General features: G+C 63.6%; 24 protein-coding genes. 8 read left to right on the forward strand and 16 right to left on the reverse strand.

What is annotated here, in order from left to right:
• Together H9X91_RS05655 and H9X91_RS05660 are read right to left on the reverse strand one after the other, a co-directional pair.
• The gene (locus tag H9X91_RS05655; protein ID WP_204803414.1) at positions 1–927 is read right to left on the reverse strand and encodes an ABC transporter permease; all 927 of its coding nucleotides are present in this window, start codon (positions 925–927) and stop codon (positions 1–3) included.
• 91 nt (positions 928–1018) lie between these two features.
• The gene (locus tag H9X91_RS05660) at positions 1019–2566 is read right to left on the reverse strand and encodes an ABC transporter substrate-binding protein (RefSeq protein ID WP_204803417.1); all 1548 of its coding nucleotides are present in this window, start codon (positions 2564–2566) and stop codon (positions 1019–1021) included.
• Between the two features lie 270 nt (positions 2567–2836).
• On the opposite strand from H9X91_RS05660, the gene H9X91_RS05665 reads away from it, so the two are divergent.
• From H9X91_RS05665 to H9X91_RS05675, 3 genes are all read left to right on the forward strand, one after another.
• Complete coding sequence (locus H9X91_RS05665; protein ID WP_204803419.1) at positions 2837–3790, forward strand: LysR family transcriptional regulator; 954 nt, start codon at positions 2837–2839, stop codon at positions 3788–3790.
• Positions 3791–3962: 172 nt separating this feature from the next.
• Positions 3963–4082, forward strand: coding sequence for an LPXTG cell wall anchor domain-containing protein (locus H9X91_RS05670; RefSeq protein WP_204803422.1), 120 nt, complete (start codon positions 3963–3965; stop codon positions 4080–4082).
• Between the two features lie 38 nt (positions 4083–4120).
• A complete protein-coding gene (locus H9X91_RS05675; protein WP_204803424.1) occupies positions 4121–5479 on the forward strand; it encodes an amidohydrolase in 1359 nt (452 codons plus the stop codon).
• Positions 5480–5558: 79 nt separating this feature from the next.
• On the opposite strand, the gene H9X91_RS05680 is transcribed toward H9X91_RS05675, so the two are convergent.
• Positions 5559–8057 carry an excinuclease ABC subunit UvrA gene (locus H9X91_RS05680; RefSeq protein WP_204803426.1) on the reverse strand — a complete coding sequence of 833 codons (2499 nt, stop codon included), beginning with the start codon at positions 8055–8057 and terminating at the stop codon, positions 5559–5561.
• 343 nt (positions 8058–8400) lie between these two features.
• On the opposite strand from H9X91_RS05680, the gene H9X91_RS05685 reads away from it, so the two are divergent.
• Positions 8401–8937 (forward strand): sporulation initiation factor Spo0A C-terminal domain-containing protein, encoded by a 537-nt coding sequence (locus H9X91_RS05685; protein ID WP_204803430.1) that lies wholly within the window; start codon positions 8401–8403, stop codon positions 8935–8937.
• 50 nt (positions 8938–8987) lie between these two features.
• On the opposite strand, the gene H9X91_RS05690 is transcribed toward H9X91_RS05685, so the two are convergent.
• From H9X91_RS05690 to H9X91_RS05700, 3 genes are all read right to left on the reverse strand, one after another.
• Positions 8988–10988, reverse strand: coding sequence for a heavy metal translocating P-type ATPase (locus H9X91_RS05690; RefSeq protein WP_204803432.1), 2001 nt, complete (start codon positions 10986–10988; stop codon positions 8988–8990).
• Positions 10989–11086: 98 nt separating this feature from the next.
• Positions 11087–11305, reverse strand: a complete 219-nt coding sequence (locus tag H9X91_RS05695) for a cation transporter (RefSeq protein ID WP_204803434.1) — start codon at positions 11303–11305, stop codon at positions 11087–11089.
• Between the two features lie 339 nt (positions 11306–11644).
• Positions 11645–12058: a DUF3788 domain-containing protein gene (locus H9X91_RS05700; protein ID WP_204803436.1), complete on the reverse strand. Its 414-nt coding sequence runs from the start codon at positions 12056–12058 to the stop codon at positions 11645–11647.
• Positions 12059–12226: 168 nt separating this feature from the next.
• On the opposite strand from H9X91_RS05700, the gene H9X91_RS05705 reads away from it, so the two are divergent.
• Positions 12227–12613 carry an ArsR/SmtB family transcription factor gene (locus tag H9X91_RS05705; protein WP_204803439.1) on the forward strand — a complete coding sequence of 129 codons (387 nt, stop codon included), beginning with the start codon at positions 12227–12229 and terminating at the stop codon, positions 12611–12613.
• Positions 12614–12703: 90 nt separating this feature from the next.
• Here the strand turns inward: H9X91_RS05705 and H9X91_RS05710 are convergent, their stop codons facing one another.
• From H9X91_RS05710 to H9X91_RS05725, 4 genes are all read right to left on the reverse strand, one after another.
• Positions 12704–13558: a PfkB family carbohydrate kinase gene (locus tag H9X91_RS05710; RefSeq protein ID WP_204803441.1), complete on the reverse strand. Its 855-nt coding sequence runs from the start codon at positions 13556–13558 to the stop codon at positions 12704–12706.
• 13 nt (positions 13559–13571) lie between these two features.
• Positions 13572–14567, reverse strand: coding sequence for an SIS domain-containing protein (locus tag H9X91_RS05715; RefSeq protein ID WP_204803443.1), 996 nt, complete (start codon positions 14565–14567; stop codon positions 13572–13574).
• Between the two features lie 15 nt (positions 14568–14582).
• Positions 14583–15632, reverse strand: coding sequence for a Gfo/Idh/MocA family protein (locus tag H9X91_RS05720; protein WP_204803445.1), 1050 nt, complete (start codon positions 15630–15632; stop codon positions 14583–14585).
• A gap of 198 nt (positions 15633–15830) precedes the next feature.
• Complete coding sequence (locus H9X91_RS05725) at positions 15831–16577, reverse strand: EFR1 family ferrodoxin (protein ID WP_204803447.1); 747 nt, start codon at positions 16575–16577, stop codon at positions 15831–15833.
• Positions 16578–16791: 214 nt separating this feature from the next.
• Between H9X91_RS05725 and H9X91_RS05730 the strand changes: the two genes are divergently transcribed.
• A complete protein-coding gene (locus H9X91_RS05730; RefSeq protein ID WP_204803449.1) occupies positions 16792–17019 on the forward strand; it encodes a Lar family restriction alleviation protein in 228 nt (75 codons plus the stop codon).
• 127 nt (positions 17020–17146) lie between these two features.
• Here H9X91_RS05730 and H9X91_RS05735 read toward each other — a convergent pair whose 3' ends face one another.
• A complete protein-coding gene (locus H9X91_RS05735; RefSeq protein WP_204803450.1) occupies positions 17147–18832 on the reverse strand; it encodes a cyclic-di-AMP receptor in 1686 nt (561 codons plus the stop codon).
• Between the two features lie 238 nt (positions 18833–19070).
• Positions 19071–19544: a MerR family transcriptional regulator gene (locus H9X91_RS05740; protein WP_204803451.1), complete on the reverse strand. Its 474-nt coding sequence runs from the start codon at positions 19542–19544 to the stop codon at positions 19071–19073.
• A gap of 142 nt (positions 19545–19686) precedes the next feature.
• Between H9X91_RS05740 and H9X91_RS05745 the strand changes: the two genes are divergently transcribed.
• Both H9X91_RS05745 and H9X91_RS05750 read left to right on the forward strand, forming a co-directional pair.
• Positions 19687–20679 (forward strand): alpha/beta hydrolase, encoded by a 993-nt coding sequence (locus H9X91_RS05745; RefSeq protein ID WP_338111951.1) that lies wholly within the window; start codon positions 19687–19689, stop codon positions 20677–20679.
• Between the two features lie 38 nt (positions 20680–20717).
• Complete coding sequence (locus H9X91_RS05750) at positions 20718–21392, forward strand: dihydrofolate reductase family protein (protein ID WP_204803453.1); 675 nt, start codon at positions 20718–20720, stop codon at positions 21390–21392.
• Positions 21393–21482: 90 nt separating this feature from the next.
• Here the strand turns inward: H9X91_RS05750 and H9X91_RS05755 are convergent, their stop codons facing one another.
• From H9X91_RS05755 to H9X91_RS05765, 4 genes are read right to left on the reverse strand one after another with little or no spacing between them, the layout of a single operon-like run.
• Positions 21483–22034 (reverse strand): TlpA family protein disulfide reductase, encoded by a 552-nt coding sequence (locus H9X91_RS05755; protein ID WP_204803454.1) that lies wholly within the window; start codon positions 22032–22034, stop codon positions 21483–21485.
• Complete coding sequence (locus tag H9X91_RS05760; RefSeq protein WP_243414443.1) at positions 22031–22897, reverse strand: 4Fe-4S binding protein; 867 nt, start codon at positions 22895–22897, stop codon at positions 22031–22033. Before H9X91_RS05760 ends, H9X91_RS05755 begins: the two co-directional genes overlap by 4 nt.
• Positions 22890–23021 carry a CD1871A family CXXC motif-containing protein gene (locus H9X91_RS14585; RefSeq protein ID WP_275552513.1) on the reverse strand — a complete coding sequence of 44 codons (132 nt, stop codon included), beginning with the start codon at positions 23019–23021 and terminating at the stop codon, positions 22890–22892. Before H9X91_RS14585 ends, H9X91_RS05760 begins: the two co-directional genes overlap by 8 nt.
• A gap of 1 nt (position 23022) precedes the next feature.
• Positions 23023–23733, reverse strand: coding sequence for a hypothetical protein (locus H9X91_RS05765; protein WP_204803456.1), 711 nt, complete (start codon positions 23731–23733; stop codon positions 23023–23025).
• Positions 23734–23802: the final 69 nt, after the last annotated feature.

Raw genomic sequence — 23802 nt, forward strand, 5'->3', positions numbered from 1 at the left:
TCAGCGGTACATGGTGCGGACACGGGGGTCCACCGCACCGTACAGCAGGTCCACGATCAGGTTGACGAACGAGAAGCAGATCGTCATCAGAATGATGCAGCCCATGACCATGGGGGTATCCCGCCCCTCCACGGACTGGATCATCAGCCGTCCCACGCCGGGCCAGGCGAACACGGTTTCCGTCAGCACAGAGCCGCCCAGCATCTGGCCAATCTCCAGGCCGATGACGGTGATGGTTGGCAGCATGCCGTTTCGGAATGCGTGGCGCATGATGATAGTCTTCCGGGACAGGCCCTTGGCATAGGCCGTCCGGATATAGTCCTGCCGGATGGTCTCCACCATGGAAGAGCGGGTGGTCCGGGCGATGGAGGCCATGTTCATAAAGCCCAGGGAAATGGCGGGCAGTACGATGCTCTTCCAGGAGTCCGCGCCATATACGGGGAACAGATTCAGCTTCAGGGAAAAGAGCAGAATCAGCATTACAGCCAGCCAGAAGATGGGCATGGACACGCCGATCAGAGAGACCACCATGCTGACGTTGTCCACCCAGGTGTTCTGCTTCACCGCGGCCAGGATGCCCAGGGGCAGGGCCAGCAGGATGGACACCACAGCGGCCACCAGCGTCAGCTGGACAGTATAGGGGAACCGGGCCATGATCTCGTTGGTGACAGAGTCGCCGGTGGTGTAGGACGTGCCCAGATCACCGTGGAGCAAGCCCACCAGATAGTCGAAGTACTGGACCAGCAAGGGCCTGTCCAGCCCCATCTCGTGCTCCAGGGCGGCGATCTGCTCCGGGGTGGCGTTTTCGCCCAGGATCATGCCGGCCACATTGCCGGGTGCCAGATGCATGATGAAAAACACCAGCAGCGTCACGCCCAGAAGCACCGGGATCATGTAGAGGATGCGCTTTGCGATGTATCGCGCCATAGGGGGTACGCTCCTTTCTTGGAGAGGTGACTACGAACAGCCCCGGCCCCGCAGAGGGGCCGGGACTTTCAGAAATTCCAGAATCCGGGGCTCAGCTCCAGGACATGGTGCAGAAGTCCACATAGCCGGTGGCGCTGCACACCACGTTCTGCAGGGCACTGTTATAGGCGCGGTAGTAGTTCACCTGATAGATGGGCACGAAGGGGCAGATCTCATTGGCATAGGCAATGATGTCCGTGATCATCTCGGAACGGGCCGCGTCGTCCATGGTGACGTTCATCTCCTCCACCATGGCGTCCATGGTCTCATCCGTCAGGCAGGCGGGGGTCTGGTTGCGCCGGTCGGAGTGGAACCGCTGGACATAGGTCATGGCGTTGGCGGGAGACCAGGAGACGATGGCGGAGGTCAGGTCCGTGGTCCGCATGGCCGCCTGATAGGTGGCGTCGTCGGTCTCCTCGATGTTGACCGTGATGCCCAGCTCTGCCAGCTCCGCCTGGATGATGGTGGCGATGGCGGTCTTGGTGTCATTGCTGCAGATGATGTCCAGGGAGACCGTGGAGGGATCGCCGCCCCAGGCGTCCAGATACTGCTGGGCCAGCTCGGGATCATAGGTGTAGGCGTTCTCATCCGTGGATTCGGCATAGCCCATGGAGACGCAGGAGTAGCTGGGGGTGCCGAAGCCGTTCAGGGCGCCTGCCACGATGTCCTCCCGGTTGATGCCGTAGGCGATGGCCTTGCGCAGGTTCTCATCGGCAAAGTCCGTGGTCACGCAGTTGAGATACAGGAAGAAGTTCTCCACGCTCACCACGTCGGTGACGGAGATGCTCTCGGTGCTCTGCAGCCGCTCGATGTCGGAGGAGGCCACGGAGTAGACGAAGTCCACCTCGCCGGACTCCAGGGACATGGTGCGGGTAGAGCCCTCGGGGATAATGGCAAACTCCAGAGTGGGGATGGAAGCCTTGCGGGCCTCATCAAAGTACTCATCGAAGGCCTCGAAGGTGATGGTGTTGCCCTTGTTCCACTCCGCCAGCTTGTAAGGGCCGGTGCCCACAGGGTTGGCGCTGAAGTCGTTGCCGGATTCGATCAGGCTCTTGGGCAGGATGAAGTTGTAGTGATAGGCCAGATCGTACAGCAGATTGGGAGTGGGAGACGCGGTGGTGATCTTCACCGTGTAGGGATCCACCGCCTCCACAGAGGCGATGGCGCCGGTGTAGGTGGTGCTGGCGGGGAAGGTCTGCGCGTATTCGATGCTGGCCACCACATCGTCGGCGGTGAAGTCATCGCCGTTGTGGAACTTGACGCCCTGCTTCAGGGTGAAGGTCCACTCGGTGTCGCTGTCCTGGGTGTAGCTCTCCGCCAGGTCGCACACGGGCTCCAGGGTCTCCATGTCGATCCGCATCAGGCCGTTGTAGGTCAGCAGGTTCATCTGCACGCCCATCAGGGAGTCGTGGTCGCAGGTGGACAGGTAATCCGGTTCGCTGGTGAGGGCGACCGTCAGGGTGCTGGTGTCCACTTCTGCAGCCGCGCCGCCGTCAGAGGTGTCACTGCTGCCGCCGCCGCAGCCAGCCAGCAGCCCGGCGATCATGCACACGGCCAGGCACAGGGCCGCAGCACGCTTGAGGGACAAAAACTTCTTCATTCTCAGGACCTCTCTTTACTTCAGTTTTTATGGCTGGCCTCCGCCGGTATCATCCGCCCCGGCGAAAACCCTGCGCACGATAAAAATGAATCGGGGAGCGCAGGGCGATGCAAAACTGTGGAACGCCCATCGTCTCCCCCTGATTTTTCGGGCCCGTCCCGGGCAGGAAAAATATTTAGAATAATAGTAGCATTTTTTCCGATGATATGATAATATACATTTTGGATTGCTGCTATCTGATTTATATATCGTATTTTGGGAGGTCAGCCCATGACAAACAATCAGATCAAGTATATGATTGAGGTTGCGCAGACCGGCTCTGTGAATCAGGCCGCGCGGAATCTGTTCATCTCCCAGTCCGCCCTCTCCAACGCCATCATGAGCGTGGAGCAGGAGTTCGGCCGGAAGATCTTCAACCGCAGCTCCCACGGGATGACGCTGACGGCCTTCGGCAAGCTGTTCATCGCCTATATCACGCCGATCCACCAGCAGCTGACCCAGCTGTATGCCATGCGCAGCTCCTCCGCCGGCGGCAACACACCCTCTCTGAGCATCATCAGCAACGGGTTCTACTATATCAGCGACATCGTTGCGGCCATAGGGCAGAGCCATCAGGCCAGCGGCCTGCGGATCTCCCTGCAGGAGGACTACGGCGGCAATGTGTCGGACGTGATCGCCAACGGCATGGCGGATCTGGGCGTGGTGCGGCTTTGGAACTGCTATCGGGAGCGGAATCTGGAGTCCTTTGCCGGAGCCAAGCTCATCTATCATCCGGTGGCCGAGCTGCAGGTGGGCGTGGACGTCAGCCGGCGCAGCCCTCTGTATGAGTCGGCAGGAGAGGACATCTCTCCGGAAGAGCTGGCGGGTTATCCCCAGATCATGCACGAAAGCCTGGATTTCGGCCCCTATGCGGACATCCTCTCCAAACTGCATCTGCCCGCAGGCGGTGTTCGGTACGTGACGGATTCCCGGGCCGCCATGTACGAGCTGCTGGATTCCACGCCCGGGTATGTCCTCAACTCCCGGAAATTCCCCTTCAACGGCCGCTCCCGGGTGGATACCCGGAATCGTGAGTGGCGGTTCATCCCCCTGCGGGACTGCGCCATCCGCTCTGAGATCGGCTGGCTGACCCGGGAGAGCCAGGTCCTCTCTCCGGAGGCCCGGGAATTCGTCCGGCGCCTGCGGGATTACCTGGTCCTGGATATCGTTCCAACCGATCAATAGTAATCTGTTTTTCATGTAATGGAATTTGACAGATTTTTCTTTTGACGCAAAAAAAATTTCTCCTCTTTTGCAGGAAAATTTTTTAAACTTGCAAAATTTTCAAGATCCCCCCGTGTCCGCCGGCCGACGCCGGCTCCCGGGCACGGGCGGTCCGGAAGGAGTGAACCTGCCCATGGACGGCATTTCCATCCCCCTGACCGGCCGGAACAGTCTGATGGACTGGGGCCTCTGGCTGCTGCTGATCGGGCTGATCGCGCTGTATTTCTGGCTGGCCTTCCGCCGGAAAAAATAAAGGGCGGCTCCTGCCGCAGAAAGGAGTCCAGATCCAAAATGGACCAAATCGAACAGAAGATCTGTGCGCGGATCGATGCGCACAAGGATGAGATCATCGCCTTTGCGCAGGACCTCTGGACCCACGCCGAGCTGGGCTTTCAGGAGCATCGCACCGCCGGAAAATTCGCGGAGGCGATGAAGCGCCTGGGCCTGCGGACAGAGGAGGGACTTGCCGTCACCGGCGTGAAGAGCTATCTGAAAGCGGACAGCCACGGCCCCACCATCTGCCTGATGGGGGAGTTCGACGGACTGCCCATCCCCAACCACGCCTACGCCAATCCGGAGACCGGCGCCGCCCACTGCTGCGGCCATCACGCCCAGACCGCCGGTGTGATGGGCGCCGCCCTGGCCCTGGCTGATCCGGAGATTGCCGCCGCCCTCCACGGCAATGTGGTGTTCTTCGGCGTGCCGGCGGAAGAATATGTGGAGATCGAAAAACGCAACGAGATGCGGGAGCAGGGCCTGATCCGCTACGGCTGCGGCAAGTGCGAGCTGCTGCGGATCGGGGCCCTGGACGATGTGGACATCGTGGTGGGCCACCACTCCAGCTGTGAAAAGAAGTATCTGGTGGCCAACCGCTCCTGCAACGGCTTCGTCACCAAGCTGGTCCGGTTCGAGGGCCGCTCCGCCCACGCCGCCGGAGCACCTCAGGACGGCATCGACGCCATGAGCGCCGCCAATATCGCCATGCACGCCGTGGATGTCCAGCGGGAGAGCTTCCGGGACCGGGATACGATCCGGGTCCACGGCTGCCTGACCAAGGGCGGCGGCGCAGCCAACATCATCGCCGACGACGTGCGGCTGGAGTACTCCGTTCGGGGCAGGACCATCGCCGCCTATCTGGATGCCGCCCGGAAGGTGGACCGGTCCATGCGGGCCGGCGCCGTGGCCACCGGCTGCGGCCTGACCATCACCACCCTGCCCGGCAACCTTCCCATCGTGCCGGTGAAGGATGCCACCGTGGTGCAGGAGGCGCTGGAGCTGGTCTGCGGCGACACACCGGTGACCTGGACCGGTCCGGAGTTCCACTCCACCAGTTCCGGGGACTACGGCGACGTCAGCTGCCTGATGCCCCTGCTGCAGTTCAACACCGGCGGGTTCCGGGGACACCTCCACAGCGCAGATGTGGAAGAGGACGACCCTTACGACGCCTATGTGGTGCCCGCCAAGATCTTCGCCCTGATCGCCTACAAGCTGCTGAAGGGCACTGCGGACCGGGCACAGGCCATCATCGACAGCTTTGAGGCCGTGCTGACCCGGGACCAGTATCTGGATCTGATGGAAAGCATGTTGACCACCGAGCACCTGGAGCAGGATCCGCTCCCGCCCCTCCCCCCTGTCACCTCTGTGGTCTGACCGCACAGGAAATACAAACAGCCAGCACCCAAACGGCGCTGGCTGTTTTTTGTCCCATATCACCGGCCGGAGGCCGCCGCTACCGCAGATATCGCCCCGTGACGCTGTCGGGATTTTGGGCCACCTGCTCCGGTGTGCCCAGCGCCACGATCCTGCCCCCCTCTTCCCCGCCGCCGGGACCCATGTCGAGGAGAAAGTCGGCGCTGCGGATCACGTCCAGATCGTGCTCGATCACCACCACAGTGGCGCCGCTGTCGATAAGCGTCCGGAACACCCCCAGCAGCGTCTGTACATCCAGCGGGTGAAGGCCGATGGTGGGCTCGTCAAAGACGAACACGGTGTCCCCCTGCCCCCGGCCCATCTCACTGGCCAGCTTCAGCCGCTGGGCCTCCCCGCCGGAGAGGCTTGGGGTGTCCTCCCCCAGGGTCAGGTAGCCCAGTCCCAGGTCCTCCAATATCTGGAGCCGCTGGCGGACCACCTTCCAGTCGGCGCAGGCGTCCAGGGCCGTGTGGATATCCATGGCCATCAGCTCCGGCAGGGTGAAGGCCGCCCCGGACCGGGTCACCACCCGCGCCCGCCCGGCGTCCTTGCTGTACCGGGACCCCCTGCAGTCCGGGCAGGGGATGTCCACATCCGGCAGGAACTGCACGTCCAGGCTGATGGCCCCCGTGCCGTCGCAGGTGGGGCAGCGGAGCTTCCCCGTGTTGTAGGAGAAGTCCCCCGCCTTATACCCCAGGGCCCTGGCCTCCGGGCTCCGCGCGTAGATCTTCCGCAGCTCATCGTGGACGCCCGCGTAAGTGGCCACAGTGGACCGGATGTTGATGCCGATGGGTGTGGCGTCGATGAGCTTCACCCGCTCGATGCCGTCGGCCGTCACCTGGCGGACGTGGGGCGGCATGGGCCTTCCGGCGGTGAGGGCCTCCAGCCCCGGCACCAGGCTCTCCAGGATCAGGGTGGTCTTGCCGGAGCCGGAGACCCCGGTCACCACCGTCAGCCGCCCCTTGGGCAGGTCCACCTCCAAAGGCTTCACCGTGTGGATGGCATCCGTCGCCAAACGAATGCGCCCCTCGGCGAAAAGCTCCTCCGGCGGGAGCTGCCGGCGAGTCTGCGGCCTGGCTCTGGCGGACAGGAAGGGCCCGATCCGGGAGGCGGGGTCCTCCTCCAGCTGCCGCACCGTGCCCTGGGCCACCACCTGGCCGCCCCGGGCGCCGGCCTCCGGCCCCATCTCGATGATCCAGTCCGCATGGGACAGGATCTGGGTGTCGTGGTCCACCAGCAGCACAGAGTTTCCGTCCGCCACCAGGTCATCCATCACCGCCGTCAGGCCCGTGATGTTGGATGGGTGCAGACCGATGGAGGGCTCGTCCAGCACGTACAGCACGCCGGTGGTGCGATTCCGCACCGCCCGGGCCAGCTGCATCCGCTGCCGCTCCCCGGTGGAGAGGGTGGCGGCGGACCGGTCCAGAGTCAGGTATCCCAGTCCCAGGTCCATCAGCCGGCGGGCCACGGCCTGGAAGGACTGACAGATGCTGGCCGCCATGGGCCGCATCTCCTCCGGCAGGGATGCCGGCACGCCGTCCACCCACTTCGTCAGCTCCGCCAGCGTCATCCGGCAGGCCTCGTCCAGGCCGATCCCCCGCAGCCGGGGCGCCCGGGCGGCCTCGGACAGGCGGGTGCCGCCGCAGTCCGGGCAGATGTCCTCCTTCAGGAATTTCTCCACCCGCTTCATGCCCTTCTCGTCCTTCACCTTGGCAAGGGCGTTTTCCACCGTGCGGACGGCGCTGTAATAGGTGAAGTCCAGCTCCGCCACATCGTTGGAGTTCTTTGCGTGGTACAGGATGTGCTTCTTCACAGCCGGGCCGTCGTAGACGATCTCCTTCTCCCGATCCGTCAGGTCCCGGAAGGGCACGTCCGTCCGGACGCCCATGGCCCGGCACACATCGGTCATCAGCGCCCACATGAGGCTGTTCCAGGGCGCCACCGCCCCCTGATCGATGGTCAGGGAGTCATCCGGCACCAGGGTGGACCGGTCCACTGCCCGCACCACGCCGGTGCCGCCGCAGGTGCGGCAGGCCCCCTGGCTGTTGAAGGCCAGCTCCTCGGCGCCGGGGGCGTAAAAGCGGGCCCCGCACACCGGGCACACCAGCTCCTGCCCCGCCGCCACCGCCAGAGAGGGCGGCGCAGAATGCCCGTTGGGGCAACGGTGGCTGGCCAGGCGGGAGAACATCAGCCGCAGGCTGTTGAGCAGCTCCGTCCCAGTGCCGAACGTGCTGCGGATGCCGGGCACGCCGGGCCGCTGGTGGAGGGCCAGCGCCGCCGGGACGTACAGCACCTCGTCCACATCTGCCCTGGCGGCCTGGGTCATGCGCCTTCTCGTATAGGTGGACAGCGCCTCCAGATACCGCCGGGAGCCCTCTGCATACAGGACCCCCAGCGCCAGCGATGATTTTCCGGAGCCGGAGACTCCCGCAATGCCCACGATCCGGTTCAGCGGCACGCTGACCGTCACATTTTTTAAATTATGCACCCGTGCCCCCCGGACCTGGATCTCCCGGGGCGCGCCAGCCTTTTCTCCCATATCAGCACCTCAGCTTTTTCGCCCGGCATGCGCCGGACGTGTGTTTTATCCCATTATACCACATGATCTCCCCCAGGGGACCGCTGCGTCCGCATTTTTTCTCCCGCTGCGGGACATCGGCGCCCCTCTGTCAAAATCAGTCAGGAAACGGTCATAATATGTCAAAACCGCAGACAAATGTTGAAAAATGGACTATGATGGTCCTGAAGAGGCATGGGCGGTCAGGTGCGGGCAGCAGAGCGGCCTGCACAGCTCGTCCCACAGTGCTGCGGTCAGACGGCTGGCCCGCAGCCACTCAAAACGGACGCCCCGGAGCACAAATCAGGTGAAGGGAGGTATTCCCATGTCACGATCTGAAGAACTGATCAAAAAAGTAAGCGGCGCGGACTGCGAGGGCTGTTACGAAGTCCTGCGGCAAGCAGTGGATGTGGCCTATGAGAACCTGCCCAGGCGTCTGCCCATGCACAAGCTCGTCTCAGCCGTCATGGACCGCACGGGCAGCGGTCCGACCGCCGTCCCCAAGGCGCTGTCCCGTGCCGGGATCGAGATCTGGGAGTCCGGTGACCGGAACTTCCTGGAGGAGGTATTTGAGCACCGGCTTGCAAAGGAGCAGAAGCCCATGCCCCGGGAGCTGATCTGGCAGCTGGCCAACTATCTGCACAAGCCGGTGACCTATCAAATGTGGAAAGAGGAGGACAGCGGCAAATACTGCATTGCCGCCGTGGATCCCGTGACCGGCCAGTGGCTGACCGTGGCGCCCTTTCGGGCGGAGCAGCTGCAGCTGGAGACATTCATCGACTTTTTGAACGGTGTGCACGCCCCGCTGGAAAGCTTTCAGGCCCTGTTTCTGAACAGCGGCTTCCAGGAGCTTTTTTCATGATTGGAGAGGGCACGGCAGCATCTGCCGTGCCCCCTCCCCAGTCACAGAAGTCACAGATTTTTCACGAACAGGGCCCGGATGGCGTTCAGCACCGCCAGGATCATGACCCCCACGTCGGCGAACACCGCCAGCCACATATTGGCCAGGCCCAGGGCCACCAGCAGCAGGCAGGCCAGCTTGATGCCGATGGCGAACACAATGTTCTGGTACACGATGCCCAGGCACTTCCGGGAGATTTTGATGGCCTTGGCGATCTTCATCGGATCGTCGTCCATCAGCACCACGTCGGCGGCCTCAATGGCGGCGTCGGAGCCCATGGCCCCCATGGCGATGCCGATGTCCGCCCGGGAGAGCACCGGTGCGTCGTTGATGCCGTCCCCCACGAAGGCCAGCTTTTCTTTCTGCCCCTTGCTCCGCAGCAGCTCCTCCACCTTCTCCACCTTGCCGGCGGGGAGCAGCTGGCTGCACACCTGGTCGATGCCCAGCTCCGCCGCCACATGATCCGCCACCCTGGAGGCATCACCGGTGAGCATGACGGTCCTGCGGACGCCGGCAGCCTTCAGCGCCTGGATAGCTGCCCTGGCGTTGGGCTTCACCACGTCGGAGATGACGATATGCCCGGCATACCGGCCGTCGATGGCCATGTGGATGATGGTGCCCACACTGCGGCAGGGGATATACGGGATGCCCAGCCGGTCCATCAGCTTGTCGTTGCCGGCGGCCACGGCGTGGCCGTCCACCACGGCGGTGACGCCGTTGCCGCTGATCTCCTGGATGTCAGACACCCGGCTGCGGTCGATCTCCCTGCCGTAGGCCCGCTGGAGGCTCTTGCTGATGGGGTGGCTGGAGGCGGACTCCGCCAGGGCGGCGTACTCCACCAGCTTTTCATTCTCCAGCTGACTGTGGTGGATGCCGTTGACCTCGAACACGCCCTGGGTCAGGGTGCCGGTCTTGTCGAACACCACGATCTTGGCCTGGGACAGCGTCTCCAGGTAATTGGAGCCCTTCACCAGCACGCCGACGTTGCTGGCGCCGCCGATGCCGGCGAAAAAGCTCAGGGGGATGGAGATGACCAGGGCGCAGGGACAGCTGGCCACCAGGAAGGTCAGGGCCCGGTAGACCCAGGTCTCCCACCCGGCGTCCAGCCCCAGGCCGAATATCCGCACCAGGGGCGGCAGGATGGCCAGGGCCAGGGCGGCATAGCAGACGGCGGGGGTATAGATCCTGGCGAATCGGGAGATGAAGTCCTCGGACCGGGACTTGCGGGAGGAGGCGTTCTCCACCAGGTCCAGGATCTTGGACACGGTGGACTCCCCGAACTCCTTGGTGGTCTGGATCTTCAGCAGGCCGGTCATGTTGATGCAGCCGCTGATGATCTCGTCCCCGGCCTTCACCTCCCGGGGCAGGGACTCACCGGTGAGGGCGGCGGTGTTCAGGGTGGAGGCGCCCTCCACCACGGTGCCGTCGATGGGCACCTTCTCGCCGGGCTGGACCACGATGACGGTGCCGATGGCCACCTCGTCCGGGTCCACCTGCTCCAGCTTCCCGTCCTGTTCGATGTTGGCGTAGTCCGGCCGGATGTCCATGAGGTCGCTGATGTTTCGGCGGCTCCTGCCCACGGCGTAGCTCTGGAACCACTCGCCCACCTGGTAAAACAGCATGACGGCGATGGCCTCCAGGTAATCCCCGTTCTCGTACACCGCCAGGGCCAGGGCCCCCAGGGTGGCCACGGCCATCAGGAAGTTCTCGTCAAAGACCTGGCCGTTGCGGATGCCCTTGACCGCCTTTTTCAGGATGTCGTGGCCGATGACGGCGTAGTCCGCCAGATAGCAGGCCAGCCGCACCCACCGGCCGGCGGGGCCCAGGCCGTCAAACAGCGCCGGGCCCGCGGCTTGGAGCGCCAGCAGCAACAGGGCGGCGGCCAGGATGCGCCACAGCATGGTCTTCTGCTTCTTCGTCATGCCGCTGCCGGGCCGGGTGCCGATGAGCTGGAGAACAGCGGCCAGGCCCGCCACCACGATCAAAAGACCGCTTTCAAACACCTCTTGCATGGAGATCGTCCTTTCGATTCAATAATCGTTTAATCATTGTCGGGAAAAATCGCCCCGCAAGCGGCAGCTCTTGGGGCGGCTTTTGGAGACGAGGCAGCTCACAGGAAGATCTCGCAGTCGTCCTCCACCTTTTTGCAGTTCTTCCGCACCTGCTCCATAACGGCCTTGGGGTCCTGGCCCTCCTCGAACTCCACGATCATTTTCAGGGCCATGAAGTTTACAGTGGCAGCGGTCACGCCGGGGGTCTTCCGGGCGGCCTCTTCCATCTTGTTGGCACAGTTTGCGCAGTCCACGTCGATCTTATAGGTCTTTTTCATGGGGAGGACTCCTTTCAAATGATACTCAGAAAAATAATTAAGTAATTATTTAATTGTAAGCACAGCATACACCCGGGCGGGGAGGATGTCAAGAGGGAAAGGGGAGAATTTTTGGAACGTGTGGAGCGGAATTAGGAGTTAGGAATTGGGAATGAGGAATTCGGGATTTCTGCGGAATGCGGCGCAGGGGCCGACCTGTATGTCAGCCCGTTTATCGATGACGGAACAGCCCCATTCCCCGCCGCAGGGGCGGCGATCTGCCGCCCGGGGGAAACGGCATGGGGATGGTGGACGGGCGGACGCACAGGTCGGCCCCTGCGTCTCCCGCTCCTTTTTATCTTATTTCCGATTCGGCCGCCGCTTGATGGCCAGCAGCTTCATATAATCCTCAAACACAGCAGAACTCGTCGGCTCCAGCATGACCCATTTCCCGTCGTGGTAGGTTTTGGCTGCGTCATACTGCTGGCAGACCGGACCAGAAAGAGTCTCTCGGATGGCCTCGAATTTCGCCCGTTCCTCTTTCCCGAAGATCACCAGAAGCCCAACGCAATTCTGCTTGGCGTATAGGCAGCAGAGGGTCTTACCGCCCCTCCGGTACTTATACTCGTAAATCCAATTCTTTCCGCCGGGATTCCACGTCTGCTCCATGTCGTATTTTTCATCGATGGCCGCGCAGAGCTGCTGCCAGACTTCAAACAGGGACGCCCCCAGCAGTTCCGTCATGGCCGCCGGGGATGGGATCTTTTCCAGCATGGTATCTCCTCCCAAACGTTCGGTTTGCCGCTTTTACCCTCCTCCGGGGCGCCTGCTGCCTCCATCCTACCATATCTCCCATGCCCCGGCAAGGCCCTGCGGAATTTTGACTCTTCCCCAACGGCGCCGGGTGTGGTAGAATACTTCTCCAGAAGGAGGCGACGCCCGATGGACGAGAGAAAACTGCCCCACGACCATGGCCAGTCCATGGAGCGGGAGCTGGACCATATGCCCAGTGCGGAGGACTTCCAGACTGCGGCGGATATCTTCAAGCAGCTGGGGGACGGCAGCCGCATCCGCATCTTCTGGCTGCTGTGCCACTGTGAAGAGTGTGTCATTAACCTGTCCTCCATGGTGGACATGAGCTCCCCGGCGGTGTCCCACCACCTGAAGCAGCTGAAGGCCGCCCGGCTGATCGTCAGCCGCCGGGAGGGCAAGGAAGTCTACTACAAAGCGGCGGAAACGGAGCAGGCCCAGCTGCTCCACCACATGATCGAGGCCATGGTGGAGATCGCCTGCCCCTCGTCCGCCGGCGGACAGGTGCCTGCGCGCTGAGCCGTAGGCACCCGGGTCACCGGTACGGTCTGAAAGCCCCTCCCCCTTCCAGCGAGAAGGGGGAGGGGCTTTCTGCATCCCGGCAATGGTTCAGACCTCCAGCAGGGCGCCGCCCTGTTCCAGCGGCAGCGGATGGCCGAAGGCCCCGTAGTGGAGACAGCAGTCCGCTGCAAAATGGGCCGCCCGGTCCGCCGCCGCGGGGGCGCTGCCCCCGTTTTCATAGAAGTCCGTCAGGAAGGCCGCGATGAAGGCGTCCCCCGCCCCCAGGGCGTCCACCGCCTGGACCGGATAGGCCGGCGCCTGCCAGAAGCTCCCGCCGGAGACGCCGCAGGCGCCCCGGATGCCCATGGTGAAGACCACCTGAGGGATGCCGCAGCCGGCGGCATACTCCGCAAAGGCCCGCACCTCTTCCAGAGAGCGGCCGCCGGCGGAGAAGAATGCGAATTGCAGAATGGGCGCCAGCTCCGCCACGTTCACATGGGTGAACCCGTCGTTGGAAAAATCCATGGACAGGTCCGTCCGCCGGGCCAGCCCTCCCAGCACGGCGCAGGCCGTGCCGCTGTGGATGCTGGTGTGGATCACATCAAATCCGGCGGCATACTGAAAGTCCGCAGGCGTAAGCTGCAGCGCGAACAGATTCTGGACCGTCTCCCTCCCGTTGTTGCCGGAGAAGGTCCGGTCCCCGTTCTCATCCAGGGTGATGAAATTACAGGCGGTCCTCCCCGCCCCCACCCGAAGGCGGCTGAGATCCACCTGCTCCGCCTCCAGCGCGGAGCGGAAATGGCATCCCGCCGGATCATCCGCCGCCACGCCCAGATAGCCGGTGGCCTCCGCCCCGGCCCGGCGGGCCAGCACGGACACATTGGCCGCATTGCCGCCCGGATACAGCTCCTTTCGGAACAGATAGGCGTCAAACACATTGTCGCCCAGACTCAGCAGTTTCATCGCTCCGCCCCGCTCAGTATTTCATCACGCCCATATAGCGGCGGGAGCTCATGGGATGTCCGGTGAGATAGGACAGCTGCAGGCAGAAGTCCGACGCCACCGCATGGAGCACCAGGGGCGCTGTCACATCGCGCAGCTCCTCCGGGATGCCGGTAAGATCCAGTGCCGCGGCGTCCAGCACCGTCAGCTTGTCGGTGATCCGCTGGAGGAACTTCACCGCACGCTCCTCCACAGGCCGGTAAGCGCCCAGGCCCAGGAAGGCCACCACCGGCGTCTCCCGGCCGACGGCCTCGCAGGCACCGTGGAACAGCTCTCCGGCGTTGAGGGGGGAGGAGTGGCGCCACACGGACTCCATAAAGGAGCAGTTGGTGAGGATGTAGGCGATGCACCGGTCCAGCCCGGCGGAGACGGTGTAGATCCCCGGCTCCGTCCGGTGCTTCTGGGCAAATTCCCGTGCCTGGGGCGCGAACTGGGCCACCGCCCGCTTGCAGACCGTCTCCAGCTCCTCCATGGCCGTCTCCATGACCGGCAGGCGGTCCGTTCCATTCAGCAGGTCCAGCAGAGCATACGTCAGCTGATAGACCTCCGGGAAGATGGACAGGAGCAGCGGATAGGGATTCACCGGGTCGTCATAGTAGTAGATGGGGCAGTCCACGGTCTGCTCCATGACGGAGCCGGGGGCCGTGGTAAAGGCGGCTGTGAGGGCGCCTCGCTCCCGGGCCAGCCGGGCGGCGGCCACGGTCTCCGCCGTGGTGCCGCTCTGAGAGTTCAAGATCACCAGGGCGTGCTCCCCCAGCCGGCGGGGCGGATCGTTGTAAAACTCCGCCGCGTTGACGGCGGACACAGTGACCGCGTCCGTCTCCCGCTCCAGGATGTACTTCACCGGGTACAGGGTGGCCAGGGACCCGCCGCAGGCCGCCACATAGATGTCCCGGATCTTCCGCTTCTCCGCCGCGGCCCGGACCGCGGCGATCTGCTGTCTGACAAGTGCGATCTTCTCCTCGTGCATAATCATCAAACCTCCTTAAAATTCCACGGGCCTCCGCTCCCGCGCGGAGCGGTACAGCCCTTCCAGAACGCGGACGACGGCCAGAGACTGCCGGGCCGTCACCAGAGGCGCCCTCCCCTGCCGGACAGCGTCGAGGAAGTCCGCCAGCTGGGCCCGGTTGGCGGTCTGCTCCTCCTCCGGCAGCCGGCAGCTGGTGGTGACCAGGCGGTCCGGCAGTGCTTCGCTGACGGTATAGCCGCCGGGGGCCCACTCCGCCCCCGCTGCCGTGCCGCACAGGGTGATGGCGTCCTCCCGGTCCTCCGGCACGTGAAGCGCCCAGCTGGTGTCGATGCTCAGCACCGCGCCGCTCTTCATCACCACCTGGCCGAAGGCAGAGGTCTCCACCTTCAGTGCCGCCGGATCCCACGGTCCCCAGCGGTTGGCCGCCGTCGGCATGTCTCCCGGTCCGCGGAAGGTCCCTGCGCTGCAGTAAGCCGGCTCAAAGTCGTCCAGCAGCCACATGGCCAGGTCCAGAGCATGGGTCCCCAGGTCCATCAGGCAGCCGCCCCCCTGCACCACGGGGTCGAAAAAACGTCCCCAGGTGGGGATCCCCATCCGCCGCACCATACTGGCTCTGGCGAAGTACAGCGCCCCGAACCGCCCGGCCCGCAGTTCCCCATGCAGCGCCTGGGCCGAAGGGTAAAAGCGGGCCTGATGCCCCACCGTCAGGAAAACGCCGGACTCCTCTGCCGTCCGCACCATCTCTTCGGCGGAGGCGGCATCCACGGCCATGGGTTTCTCGCACAGCACGTGCTTTCCCGCCCGGAGCGCCGCCAGTGTGATGGCAGCGTGGCTGTCATTGGGCGTGCAGATGCACACGGCGTCCACGTCGCTCCGCCCCAGCAGCTCTTCCAGGGACCCGCAGGTCACGGCGCCCGGAGCCCCCCATGCCTTCCGCAGCTCCTCCGCCCGGCCGCCGAAAAAGGCCCGGAGAGATGCGCCGGGCAGGACTGCCAGATTTTCCGCGTATTTCCATCGGGCAATGCTGCCGCAGCCCACAATCCCAATGCCGATCTCCCGGTCCATAGGAGCCTCCTTGTTTTTCCAAAATGTCAGGGTCATGGTATCACAGGGCCGGCTCGGAAGTAAATGGAATATCCTGTGCAATTCTTGAGAAAATCTTGCAGGTCTCCGCCCCGGCAGATGTTCCCCGCAGCCCGCTCCACCGCTGAGAGAAAGCCCTGCTTTTCCGTGGAAAAGCAGGGCCTGCCGGTGCAGAAACGGTCATTCCGGGCACTGATACCGGGGCTTGCCGCGGCTGATCCGGCCGTATTCGATGGCCCCGGCCGGGCAGCCGCAGATACAGGCCATGCAGTGGGTGCAGCGGTCCCCCCAGACCGGCCGCCCCTCCTGGATGCGGATGTTTCCCAGCGGGCAGAGCCGCTGGCATTTCCCGCAGGACACGCAGGCGTCGGAGACCGTAAAGGGCCCGGTCCGCACATAAAATCTGTAAAACAGGCTGTTTACCGGCCCTGACTTCAGCCGGTCCAGGCCGCCCGTGTTCCCTGCCGAGAAGTCCGCACCCGCCCGGATCCAGTCCGCCGCCTGCCGCAGGACCGGGCGGGCCTCTGCGAGGATGGCCTTTGCCTCCTCCGCCCCCGGCGCGGTGAACAGGGCGATATAGTTCTCCGGCATCACCACCGGCAGCGTCCCCCTGTACCGCAGGCCCGCCTCCTCACAGAGCCTGCGATTCCATGCGGCAGCATTTCCGATATCCTCGCCGCAGGTCATGACGAAATAGGCGTCCCTGCTGCCGGAAAAGCGTCCGCCGCGGATCAGGTCCCGCACCAGCCGCGGCAGACGCCAGGCATAGGTCGGCGTCACGAATACCCACGGACGCTCACTGCGCAGGTCCGCCGCCGCTCCGCTCTGCAGAAGGGGCAGCACATCCAGACAGGAGTCCCCCAGCTGTTCTCCCAGAAATGCGGCGCAGTACCGGCTGTTGCCGGTGCCGGTAAAATAGACGATCATAACATTCTCCTGTTCCTAACAGAGTCGTTCTCCCGGAGGGAACGCGTCCCGGAGCGGCCCACCGGGACTCACAGTCAGGATTATACCAAAGCCCCGCCCCTTTTTACAAGAAGGGGAAAATTTTCCCGGCTCCGGCCGCGCTGCGGTCCGGCGGGTTGCCTGCGGGGCGGAAATGTGATATACTGAGCTGACATCAAAAAAAGGAGACTGAACCGTGGAACTCTATCATGATATCGACCTGCAGGACTGCCCTCTGTGCCATGGCCCCGGCCTGATCGAGGAAGAAGAGGGCTGGTGCCTGTATGTGGCCTGTCTGGACTGCGGCTGCCGGACCGCCGAGCTGCCCTTCTCCTCCCCGGAAGAGCGCCTGGCCGCCGCCAAACAGGTGGCCAGCCTCTGGAACATGGGCAAAGTGATCCATTCCGGCGCCGTCGGGGACTGAGCGGTCTCCCTGCCTGCGGTCTGCCCCGCTGCAGGCGCCGCATGCCCGAAAGCTCCCCCATCCGGAGGCCCTGTCCCTCCGCAATGACAAAGATCCCGCCCCGGCCGGGGCGGGATCTTTGTCACGGTCAGATCTTTTCGAACTGCGTCACATCGGAGACGAACAGCGTGGCGCCGCCCACGGTGACCTCTGTGGGATAGGCTGCGGACGGAGTCGCCAGCTGCACATTGGAGGAGATCTTCTCCGTCCGGCGGGAGCAGTGCTGGCGGATGATGGCGACGACCTGGGACACCCGGTCCTCCTCCGTGCCGATCAGCAGCGTGGTGTTTCCTCCGGTGAGGAATCCGCCGGTGGAGGCCATGCGGGTGAAGTAGTACCCGGCCTCCGTCAGGGCTGCGCACACCTCGCCGGTATCCCGTTTGTTGATGATGGCGGTGATCATTTTCATAGCAGCGGCTCCTTTGCGTTCAGGTTTGAGGACAGCGCCCTTGTAGCGGTCCCAGATGCGGATGCGGTGGATGTAAAAGAACAGGCCCAGCGTGCCGGTAACAGTCTCCGCAATGGGAAACGCCAGCCAGGTATAGTCCAGGCCGACCTTGGAAAATGCCCAGAAAACAGGGATCAGGCAGAAGATCTGCCGGGTCAGGGAGAGGAGGACGCTGGGCAGCGCCGCTCCGATGGCCTGGAAAAATACCGGCAGGATCAGGGAGATCACAGCAGGCAGGAAGCTGACGCCGATGATATGGAAGGCAGGCACGCCGATCTCCAGCACCAGGGGGTCGGCCGTGAAGATCCCCAGCAGCTGGGCCGGGATCAGCTCAAAGCAGGCGATGCCCACCAGCATGAAGGACATGGCCAGCAGGACGGAGTTCTTCACCACCTGGCGGCAGCGGGGATAGGCGCCCTTGGCATAGGTATAGCTCAGCAGGGGCACGATGCAGGTCTGCAGGCCGGACAGCGGGATGAAGAAGAAGGACTGCACCTTGTAGTACAGGCCAAGCACCGTCACAGCGGCGTCGGAGAACCCGGCCAGGATCATGTTCAGGGCCATGATGTACACGGTGAACAGCATCTGCATGAAGATAGAGGGATACCCCAGCCGGTAGATCCTGGCCGCGTAGGACAAGAACACCCGTGCGGCAGGCGGACGCCGAAGGCCGGAGGAGACGATGACCGCCGCCAGCACCTGCCCCGCCACCGTGGCATAGGCCGCGCCGGCCACGCCCAGCGCCGGCACCGGCCCCAGGCCGAAGATCAGGATCGGGTCCAGCACGATATTCGTGGCGGCGCCGGCGATCTGGGCCAACATCGGCAGGCGCATATTCCCCCTGGCCTGATGGACCTTGCTCCAGGTGCTCTCCAGAAACACTCCCAGGCTGCCGACGCAGACGATCAGGCCGTAGGTGACGGCATACTCGGCCACCGCGGCGGATTCCGTGGAGGCGGCGGCAAACGGCCTCATCAGCAGTCCGCTGGCGGCGGCAAACACCAGCCAGCTGACAAGGGCCAGGACCGTGCCGGTCCCGGCAGTCCGGTCAGCCAAATGGTGGTTGCCCTGCCCGTCATAACGGGACATCAGCGTGTTGACACCGACGCCGGTGCCCACCGCGATGGCCGTGACGATCAGCTGGACCGGATAGACGATGGAGAGCGCCGTCAGGCCGTCATTGGAAAACTGGCCCACAAAGTAGCTGTCCACGATATTGTACATGGCCTGGATCAGCTGGGCGAGCATCACCGGCGGCGCGATCCGCATCAGGATGGACCAGATGCTCTCCGCGTCAAAAAGGCTGTATGAAGAACCGGCTCTCATAGCAGTTTGGAACTCCTGTCGAAAAGGATCTCATCTTGTCCTGCCGCTTGCCGCGGGGCGGCCGGGCGGGACTTGCGGCAAAATTATAGCGGCAGCGACAGGCAAAGTCAAGGCGGTGTTTTAGATGAAATCCGCCGGAGATCCGCCCGTTCAGTGGGGCATCCTGCATAGAAGGCCGGAACGCAGATCTCCCGCGCCCTCCCGCTTTTGCGGGAGGGCGCGGGGCAGGCCGCGCAGATCATGCGGTCTCTTCCGGCGAGCCCGTCACCTGTCCGGGATCCCGGGCGTCGTCATAGAGCTTCTGGATCTCCGGCGGAAGATGGTCCGGCATCATGGCGCGGATCCGGTCTTCGCTGCCGTCCCGGATGGCCTGTCCATAGTACCAGCATTTGAAGTCGATCATGGCCAGCGTCCTCTCCAGCCGGCGGATCTGTCCCTCCACCACCCGGCGCTGATGCTCGAACAGGGCCTTCCGCTGGGGATAGGTCCCGCTGCCCTCACAGCACCACTGCATGAACCGCCTGATGTCCCGGATCTCCAGGCCGGACTGCTTCAGGCACTCAATGACCCGGAGGGCCTCCAGCTCCGTCTCACCGAACCGGCGGATGCCGGAGGCACGTTCCATGTTGGGGAACAGTCCCTCCTTGTCATAGTAGCGGAGGGTGGAGATGGGGATGCGGAACATCTCCGATACCTGACCAATCGTAAACATGTTGAAAACCTCCCAAAAAGCACTTGACCTAAAGTCAGGTTTAGGTTTTATGATGGGATCATACCAGAGATGACACTGTCTGTCAACTCGAACCGGCAGCCAAACCCATCCCATTCATTTGTCAGGAGGAATCTCATCCATGCTGAAACCCGCCGAACTTCATCTGTCCCAGGAGTGGGACAAGACCTTCCCCCAGAGCGACCGTGTGGACCACAGAAAGGTCACCTTCCTCAACCGCTACGGCCTCACCCTGGCGGCGGACCAGTACACGCCGAAGGGCGCCCAAGGCAGGCTGCCTGCTGTGGCTGTCTGCGGCCCCTTTGGGGCGGTGAAGGAGCAGTGCTCCGGCCTCTACGCCCAGACCCTGGCGGAGCGGGGCTTCCTCACCGTCGCCTTCGACCCCTCCTTCACCGGTGAGAGCGGCGGCGAGCCCCGGTACACCGCCTCCCCGGACATCAACACCGAGGACTTCCAGGCGGCGGTAGACTTTCTCTCCGTCCAGGGCAACGTGGATCCGGACCGCATCGGCATCCTGGGCATCTGCGGCTGGGGCGGACTGGCGCTGAATACCGCAGCCATCGACACCCGGATCAAGGCCACCGTGGTCTCCACCATGTACGATATGAGCCGCATCGCCGCCAAGGGCTATTTCGACGCCGCCGACAGCGAGGAGGCCCGCCATCAGGTTCGTGAGAGCTGCAGCGCCGCCCGGACTGCCATCTGCCGCAGCGGCGACTACGGCCGCGCCGGCGGCTGCCTGCCCCTGCCCGTGCCGGAGGACGTCCCCTTCTATGTGAAGGACTACAGCGAATACTACAAGGGCCGGGCCTACCATCCCCGCTCCCTGAACTCCAACGAGGGCTGGAACACCATCGGCACCCTGTCCTTCCTGAATCAGCCCATCCTCCAATATACCAATGAGATCCGCTCCGCTGTCCTCATCATCCACGGGGAGAAGGCCCACTCCTGCTACATGGGCCGGGATGCCTATGCCCACATGATGAAGGGGAACCCGAGCCCGGAGAACAAGGAGCTGATGATCATCCCCGGCGCCGTGCACACGGACCTGTATGACGACCTGGACATCATCCCCTTTGACAAGATCCAGAATTTTTTCCGGACCTACCTGAAGTGACCCCGTAAAGCGCAAACTGACAAGGAGGAAAAACAGGCATGAAGAAACCGTATATCATCTGCCACATGATGATCTCCCTGGATGGCCGCATCGACTGCGCCATGACGGAGCATCTGCCCGGTGTGGACGACTACTACCAGACCCTGGAGGCGCTGAGCGTCCCCACCACCGTCACCGGCCGGGTGACCGCGCAGCTGGAGATGGCCCTGCCCGGCACCTTTCAGGCCAAGGATCCCACGCCGGTAGGCAGGGAGGCCTTTTCCAAAAAGGCCGGCGCCCCCGGCTACGAAATCGTTGTGGATACCCACGGCAGGCTCCTGTGGCCGGACGCCGGAGAGGCGGAAAAGCCCCTGCTGATCCTCACCAGCCAGCAGGTGCCCAGGGAGTACCTGGCCGATCTGGACAGCCGGAGCATCTCCTGGATCGCCGTGGGCGAGGAGCGGATCGATCTGGCCCGGGCCGCAGAGATCCTGGCGGCGGAGTTCGGCGTAGAGCGCATGGCCATTGTGGGCGGCTCCGCCATCAACACCGCATTCCTGGATGCCGGGCTGCTGGATGAGGTCAGCATCCTGATCGGCGCCGGCATCGACGGCAGGGGCGGCATGCCGGCGGTGTTCGACGGCAGGGCCATGGACCATCCGGTGACCCTGCTGCACCTGACTGACGTCCGGAAATTCGACAGCGGCGCCGTCTGGCTGCGCTACGCTGTCTGAGCGGCCCCGCAGGCCGGATCTTCCGGCCCAGCACCCGGCGGTCTCTCAAAACGCCAACAGGCGGCGGGGTCCTCCCGCCGCCTGCCTGATTCACGTGTCCTGCTCCGCCAGGATCAGGTCCAGCCGTGCCTCCACAGTATCCAGCTGCTTTTTCACATTGCCGACGATGTCCGCCCCCACGATATTTCCCGCCCGGTCCACGATGCAGGTGGTTGGATACGTGGAAAGCTCCGCGACAAAGTCCTGGTAAAAGGCGCCCTCCGGATCCGGTGAAATGTTGATGTAGGTCACCCCCTTCTCCCGCAGGATCTCCCGTGCGGTGTCCAACTGTTCCCGGCTCTCGCCGGAGTCGGTGCCCACGCCGATGAGGTTGATGTTCCGCTCCTGAAGCTCCTGGTACAGCTCCTCCAGCTCCGGCATCTCGGCGATGCAGCTGCCGCAGCCGTTGCTCCAGAAATTGACGATAGTGGCATCGTAATCGGCGAAGATCTCGCTGGTGACTGCAGTTCCCTCCATGTCCACCTCATCAAACTCCGGGAAAGCGGTCCTGGACACCAGCGCGTCCTCTCCGCCGGAGCCGCAGCCGGTCAGGGCAGCGGCCATCAGCGCCGCGGATACCAATAAAGCCAAAACTCGTTTCATGTGATCGTCTCCTTTGTTTTCTGCGCAGTTTTCAGGGAAAATGTCCTGGTGATGGCCCCATGGGGGCAGGCTGCCGCACAGTCCCCGCACCGGATGCACTCGCTGTGATTGGGGGTGCGGAACACCTCCACATCCATTCTGCACGCCTGGCTGCATGCCCCGCAGGCAGTGCATTTGACGGCGTCGATCTCCAAACGGCAGACGGAGACCCGGTTGAACAGGCCGTAGAGCGCCCCCAGGGGGCAGATCCACTTGCAGAAGGGGCGGTAGCAAAAAACCGCCAGCGTGACCACCCCCAGCAGGATGCAGCTCTTCCAGGTGAACAGTCCGCCCAGGCTGGCCCGGATGCTGGCATCGGCGAAGGCCAGGGGAATACCGCCCTCCAGAATGCCGGCGGGACAGAGGTACTTACAGAAGAACGGGTCCCCCATCCCCACCTCGTTGACTATCGTCATGGGCAGGACGATGACGAAGAGCGCCAGGACCCCGTATTTCAGCCAGGTCAGGATATGAAGCCGCCGGGTGCTGAACTTCCTGGTGGGGAGCTTGTGGAGCAGTTCCTGGAACCACCCGAAGGGGCACAGAAAGCCGCACACCGCCCGGCCCAGCAGCACGCCTGCCAGAATGAGGAAGCCCGCCACATAGTAGGCGGCCTGGAACCTGGAGGAGCCGATCACCGCCTGCAGGGCCCCGATGGGGCAGGATGCGGCCGCCGCCGGGCAGGAGTAGCAGTTCAGCCCCGGAACGCAGGCGGCCTTCAGCCCGCCCCGGAAAATCTTTCCGTGGAGGAAATTCATCAGAAAAGGGTTGGAGGCCAGGGTCGCCCCCAGCTGGATCTTCCAGCGGTGTCTGTTGTTACCCAATGCCCACACACTCCAAACATAAGTTGATGCCCTTGTGCAGCACCACGTCTGCCTCTCCCCGCCACAGGCCCAGGCCGATCAGCAGCAGCGCGGCCGCCAGGCAGCAGATCGTCGCCTTTCTCATATCAGCCCATGGGCACCATGGCGGCGGCTCCACTGCCGTCTCCGCCCTCAAAGGCCGGCTCCCGGCTCATCTCCACAAAGGCAGCGGCGGACGCGGGCAGCTCTTCGGCATCCACGCTGGAATACCAGGCGGAGAGGAAGGATCCGTTCACATACCAGGAGGCGGTGTTGGGCGTTTCCTCGTCCTCCACCATGCCGCTGTTTCCGCCGATGGCCGCTTTCAGAGAGTCGTTGTAGAGGATCACCGGGAAGGGTGCCTCAGCGAAGAGCTCGTTTCCGCTCTCGCTCTTGGTGCACACCACGATGTCGGCGCCGTTTTCCACCACGCCGTCATAGCCCTCCGCCAGCGCATCATAAAAGGTCTGCGTTCCCTCCGCGTTGGGGTCCAGAAATGCGAAAAAGACCACGTTCCCCAGCTGCTCCTGGGTGAACTCCTCACCGGACAGGGTCGTGGTGGTAAAGTCGCCCACCATGTTGGTCTCCATTTTGCTGGCGGCGGGCACACTGTTCTCCTCCTGGTAGGCATCCACCCACGCCTGGTCGATCCAGCCCTTGTCCAGGGCGTCCTCGATGGTGAGGGTGCCGGCCTCGATGGCCTGTTCCACCTCTTCCAGTCCGGGCTGCGATCCCCCGCAGGCGGACAGGGACACCCCCATGGCCGCAGCCAGTCCAAGGGCTGCCAGCCGCTGTCTGATCTCATTGTGCATCGTCATGACCTCCTTGCCGCCTCTGCGGCAGAATTGGAACAGGAGGCATTGTAGCACCGGGAATATAAAGTTTCT

It is taken from the genome of Oscillibacter valericigenes (genome assembly GCF_016902445.1).
Classification (GTDB): Bacteria; Bacillota; Clostridia; order Oscillospirales; family Oscillospiraceae; genus Oscillibacter; species Oscillibacter avistercoris.

What these genes read in the sequence shown, in the direction of transcription:
- H9X91_RS05715 (WP_204803443.1), bottom strand. Translation starts at nt 14,567, where the DNA reads ATGCACGAGGAGAAGATCGCACTTGTCAGACAGCAGATCGCCGCGGTC.
- H9X91_RS05680 (WP_204803426.1), bottom strand. Translation starts at nt 8,057, where the DNA reads ATGGGAGAAAAGGCTGGCGCGCCCCGGGAGATCCAGGTCCGGGGGGCA.
- H9X91_RS05735 (WP_204803450.1), bottom strand. Translation starts at nt 18,832, where the DNA reads ATGAGAGCCGGTTCTTCATACAGCCTTTTTGACGCGGAGAGCATCTGG.
- H9X91_RS05695 (WP_204803434.1), bottom strand. Translation starts at nt 11,305, where the DNA reads ATGAAAAAGACCTATAAGATCGACGTGGACTGCGCAAACTGTGCCAAC.
- H9X91_RS05765 (WP_204803456.1), bottom strand. Translation starts at nt 23,733, where the DNA reads ATGACGATGCACAATGAGATCAGACAGCGGCTGGCAGCCCTTGGACTG.
- H9X91_RS05665 (WP_204803419.1), top strand. Translation starts at nt 2,837, where the DNA reads ATGACAAACAATCAGATCAAGTATATGATTGAGGTTGCGCAGACCGGC.
- H9X91_RS05740 (WP_204803451.1), bottom strand. Translation starts at nt 19,544, where the DNA reads ATGTTTACGATTGGTCAGGTATCGGAGATGTTCCGCATCCCCATCTCC.
- H9X91_RS05750 (WP_204803453.1), top strand. Translation starts at nt 20,718, where the DNA reads ATGAAGAAACCGTATATCATCTGCCACATGATGATCTCCCTGGATGGC.
- H9X91_RS05690 (WP_204803432.1), bottom strand. Translation starts at nt 10,988, where the DNA reads ATGCAAGAGGTGTTTGAAAGCGGTCTTTTGATCGTGGTGGCGGGCCTG.
- H9X91_RS14585 (WP_275552513.1), bottom strand. Translation starts at nt 23,021, where the DNA reads ATGAGAAAGGCGACGATCTGCTGCCTGGCGGCCGCGCTGCTGCTGATC.
- H9X91_RS05670 (WP_204803422.1), top strand. Translation starts at nt 3,963, where the DNA reads ATGGACGGCATTTCCATCCCCCTGACCGGCCGGAACAGTCTGATGGAC.
- H9X91_RS05660 (WP_204803417.1), bottom strand. Translation starts at nt 2,566, where the DNA reads ATGAAGAAGTTTTTGTCCCTCAAGCGTGCTGCGGCCCTGTGCCTGGCC.
- H9X91_RS05725 (WP_204803447.1), bottom strand. Translation starts at nt 16,577, where the DNA reads ATGATCGTCTATTTTACCGGCACCGGCAACAGCCGGTACTGCGCCGCA.
- H9X91_RS05685 (WP_204803430.1), top strand. Translation starts at nt 8,401, where the DNA reads ATGTCACGATCTGAAGAACTGATCAAAAAAGTAAGCGGCGCGGACTGC.
- H9X91_RS05655 (WP_204803414.1), bottom strand. Translation starts at nt 927, where the DNA reads ATGGCGCGATACATCGCAAAGCGCATCCTCTACATGATCCCGGTGCTT.
- H9X91_RS05705 (WP_204803439.1), top strand. Translation starts at nt 12,227, where the DNA reads ATGGACGAGAGAAAACTGCCCCACGACCATGGCCAGTCCATGGAGCGG.
- H9X91_RS05710 (WP_204803441.1), bottom strand. Translation starts at nt 13,558, where the DNA reads ATGAAACTGCTGAGTCTGGGCGACAATGTGTTTGACGCCTATCTGTTC.
- H9X91_RS05700 (WP_204803436.1), bottom strand. Translation starts at nt 12,058, where the DNA reads ATGCTGGAAAAGATCCCATCCCCGGCGGCCATGACGGAACTGCTGGGG.
- H9X91_RS05720 (WP_204803445.1), bottom strand. Translation starts at nt 15,632, where the DNA reads ATGGACCGGGAGATCGGCATTGGGATTGTGGGCTGCGGCAGCATTGCC.
- H9X91_RS05675 (WP_204803424.1), top strand. Translation starts at nt 4,121, where the DNA reads ATGGACCAAATCGAACAGAAGATCTGTGCGCGGATCGATGCGCACAAG.
- H9X91_RS05755 (WP_204803454.1), bottom strand. Translation starts at nt 22,034, where the DNA reads ATGAAACGAGTTTTGGCTTTATTGGTATCCGCGGCGCTGATGGCCGCT.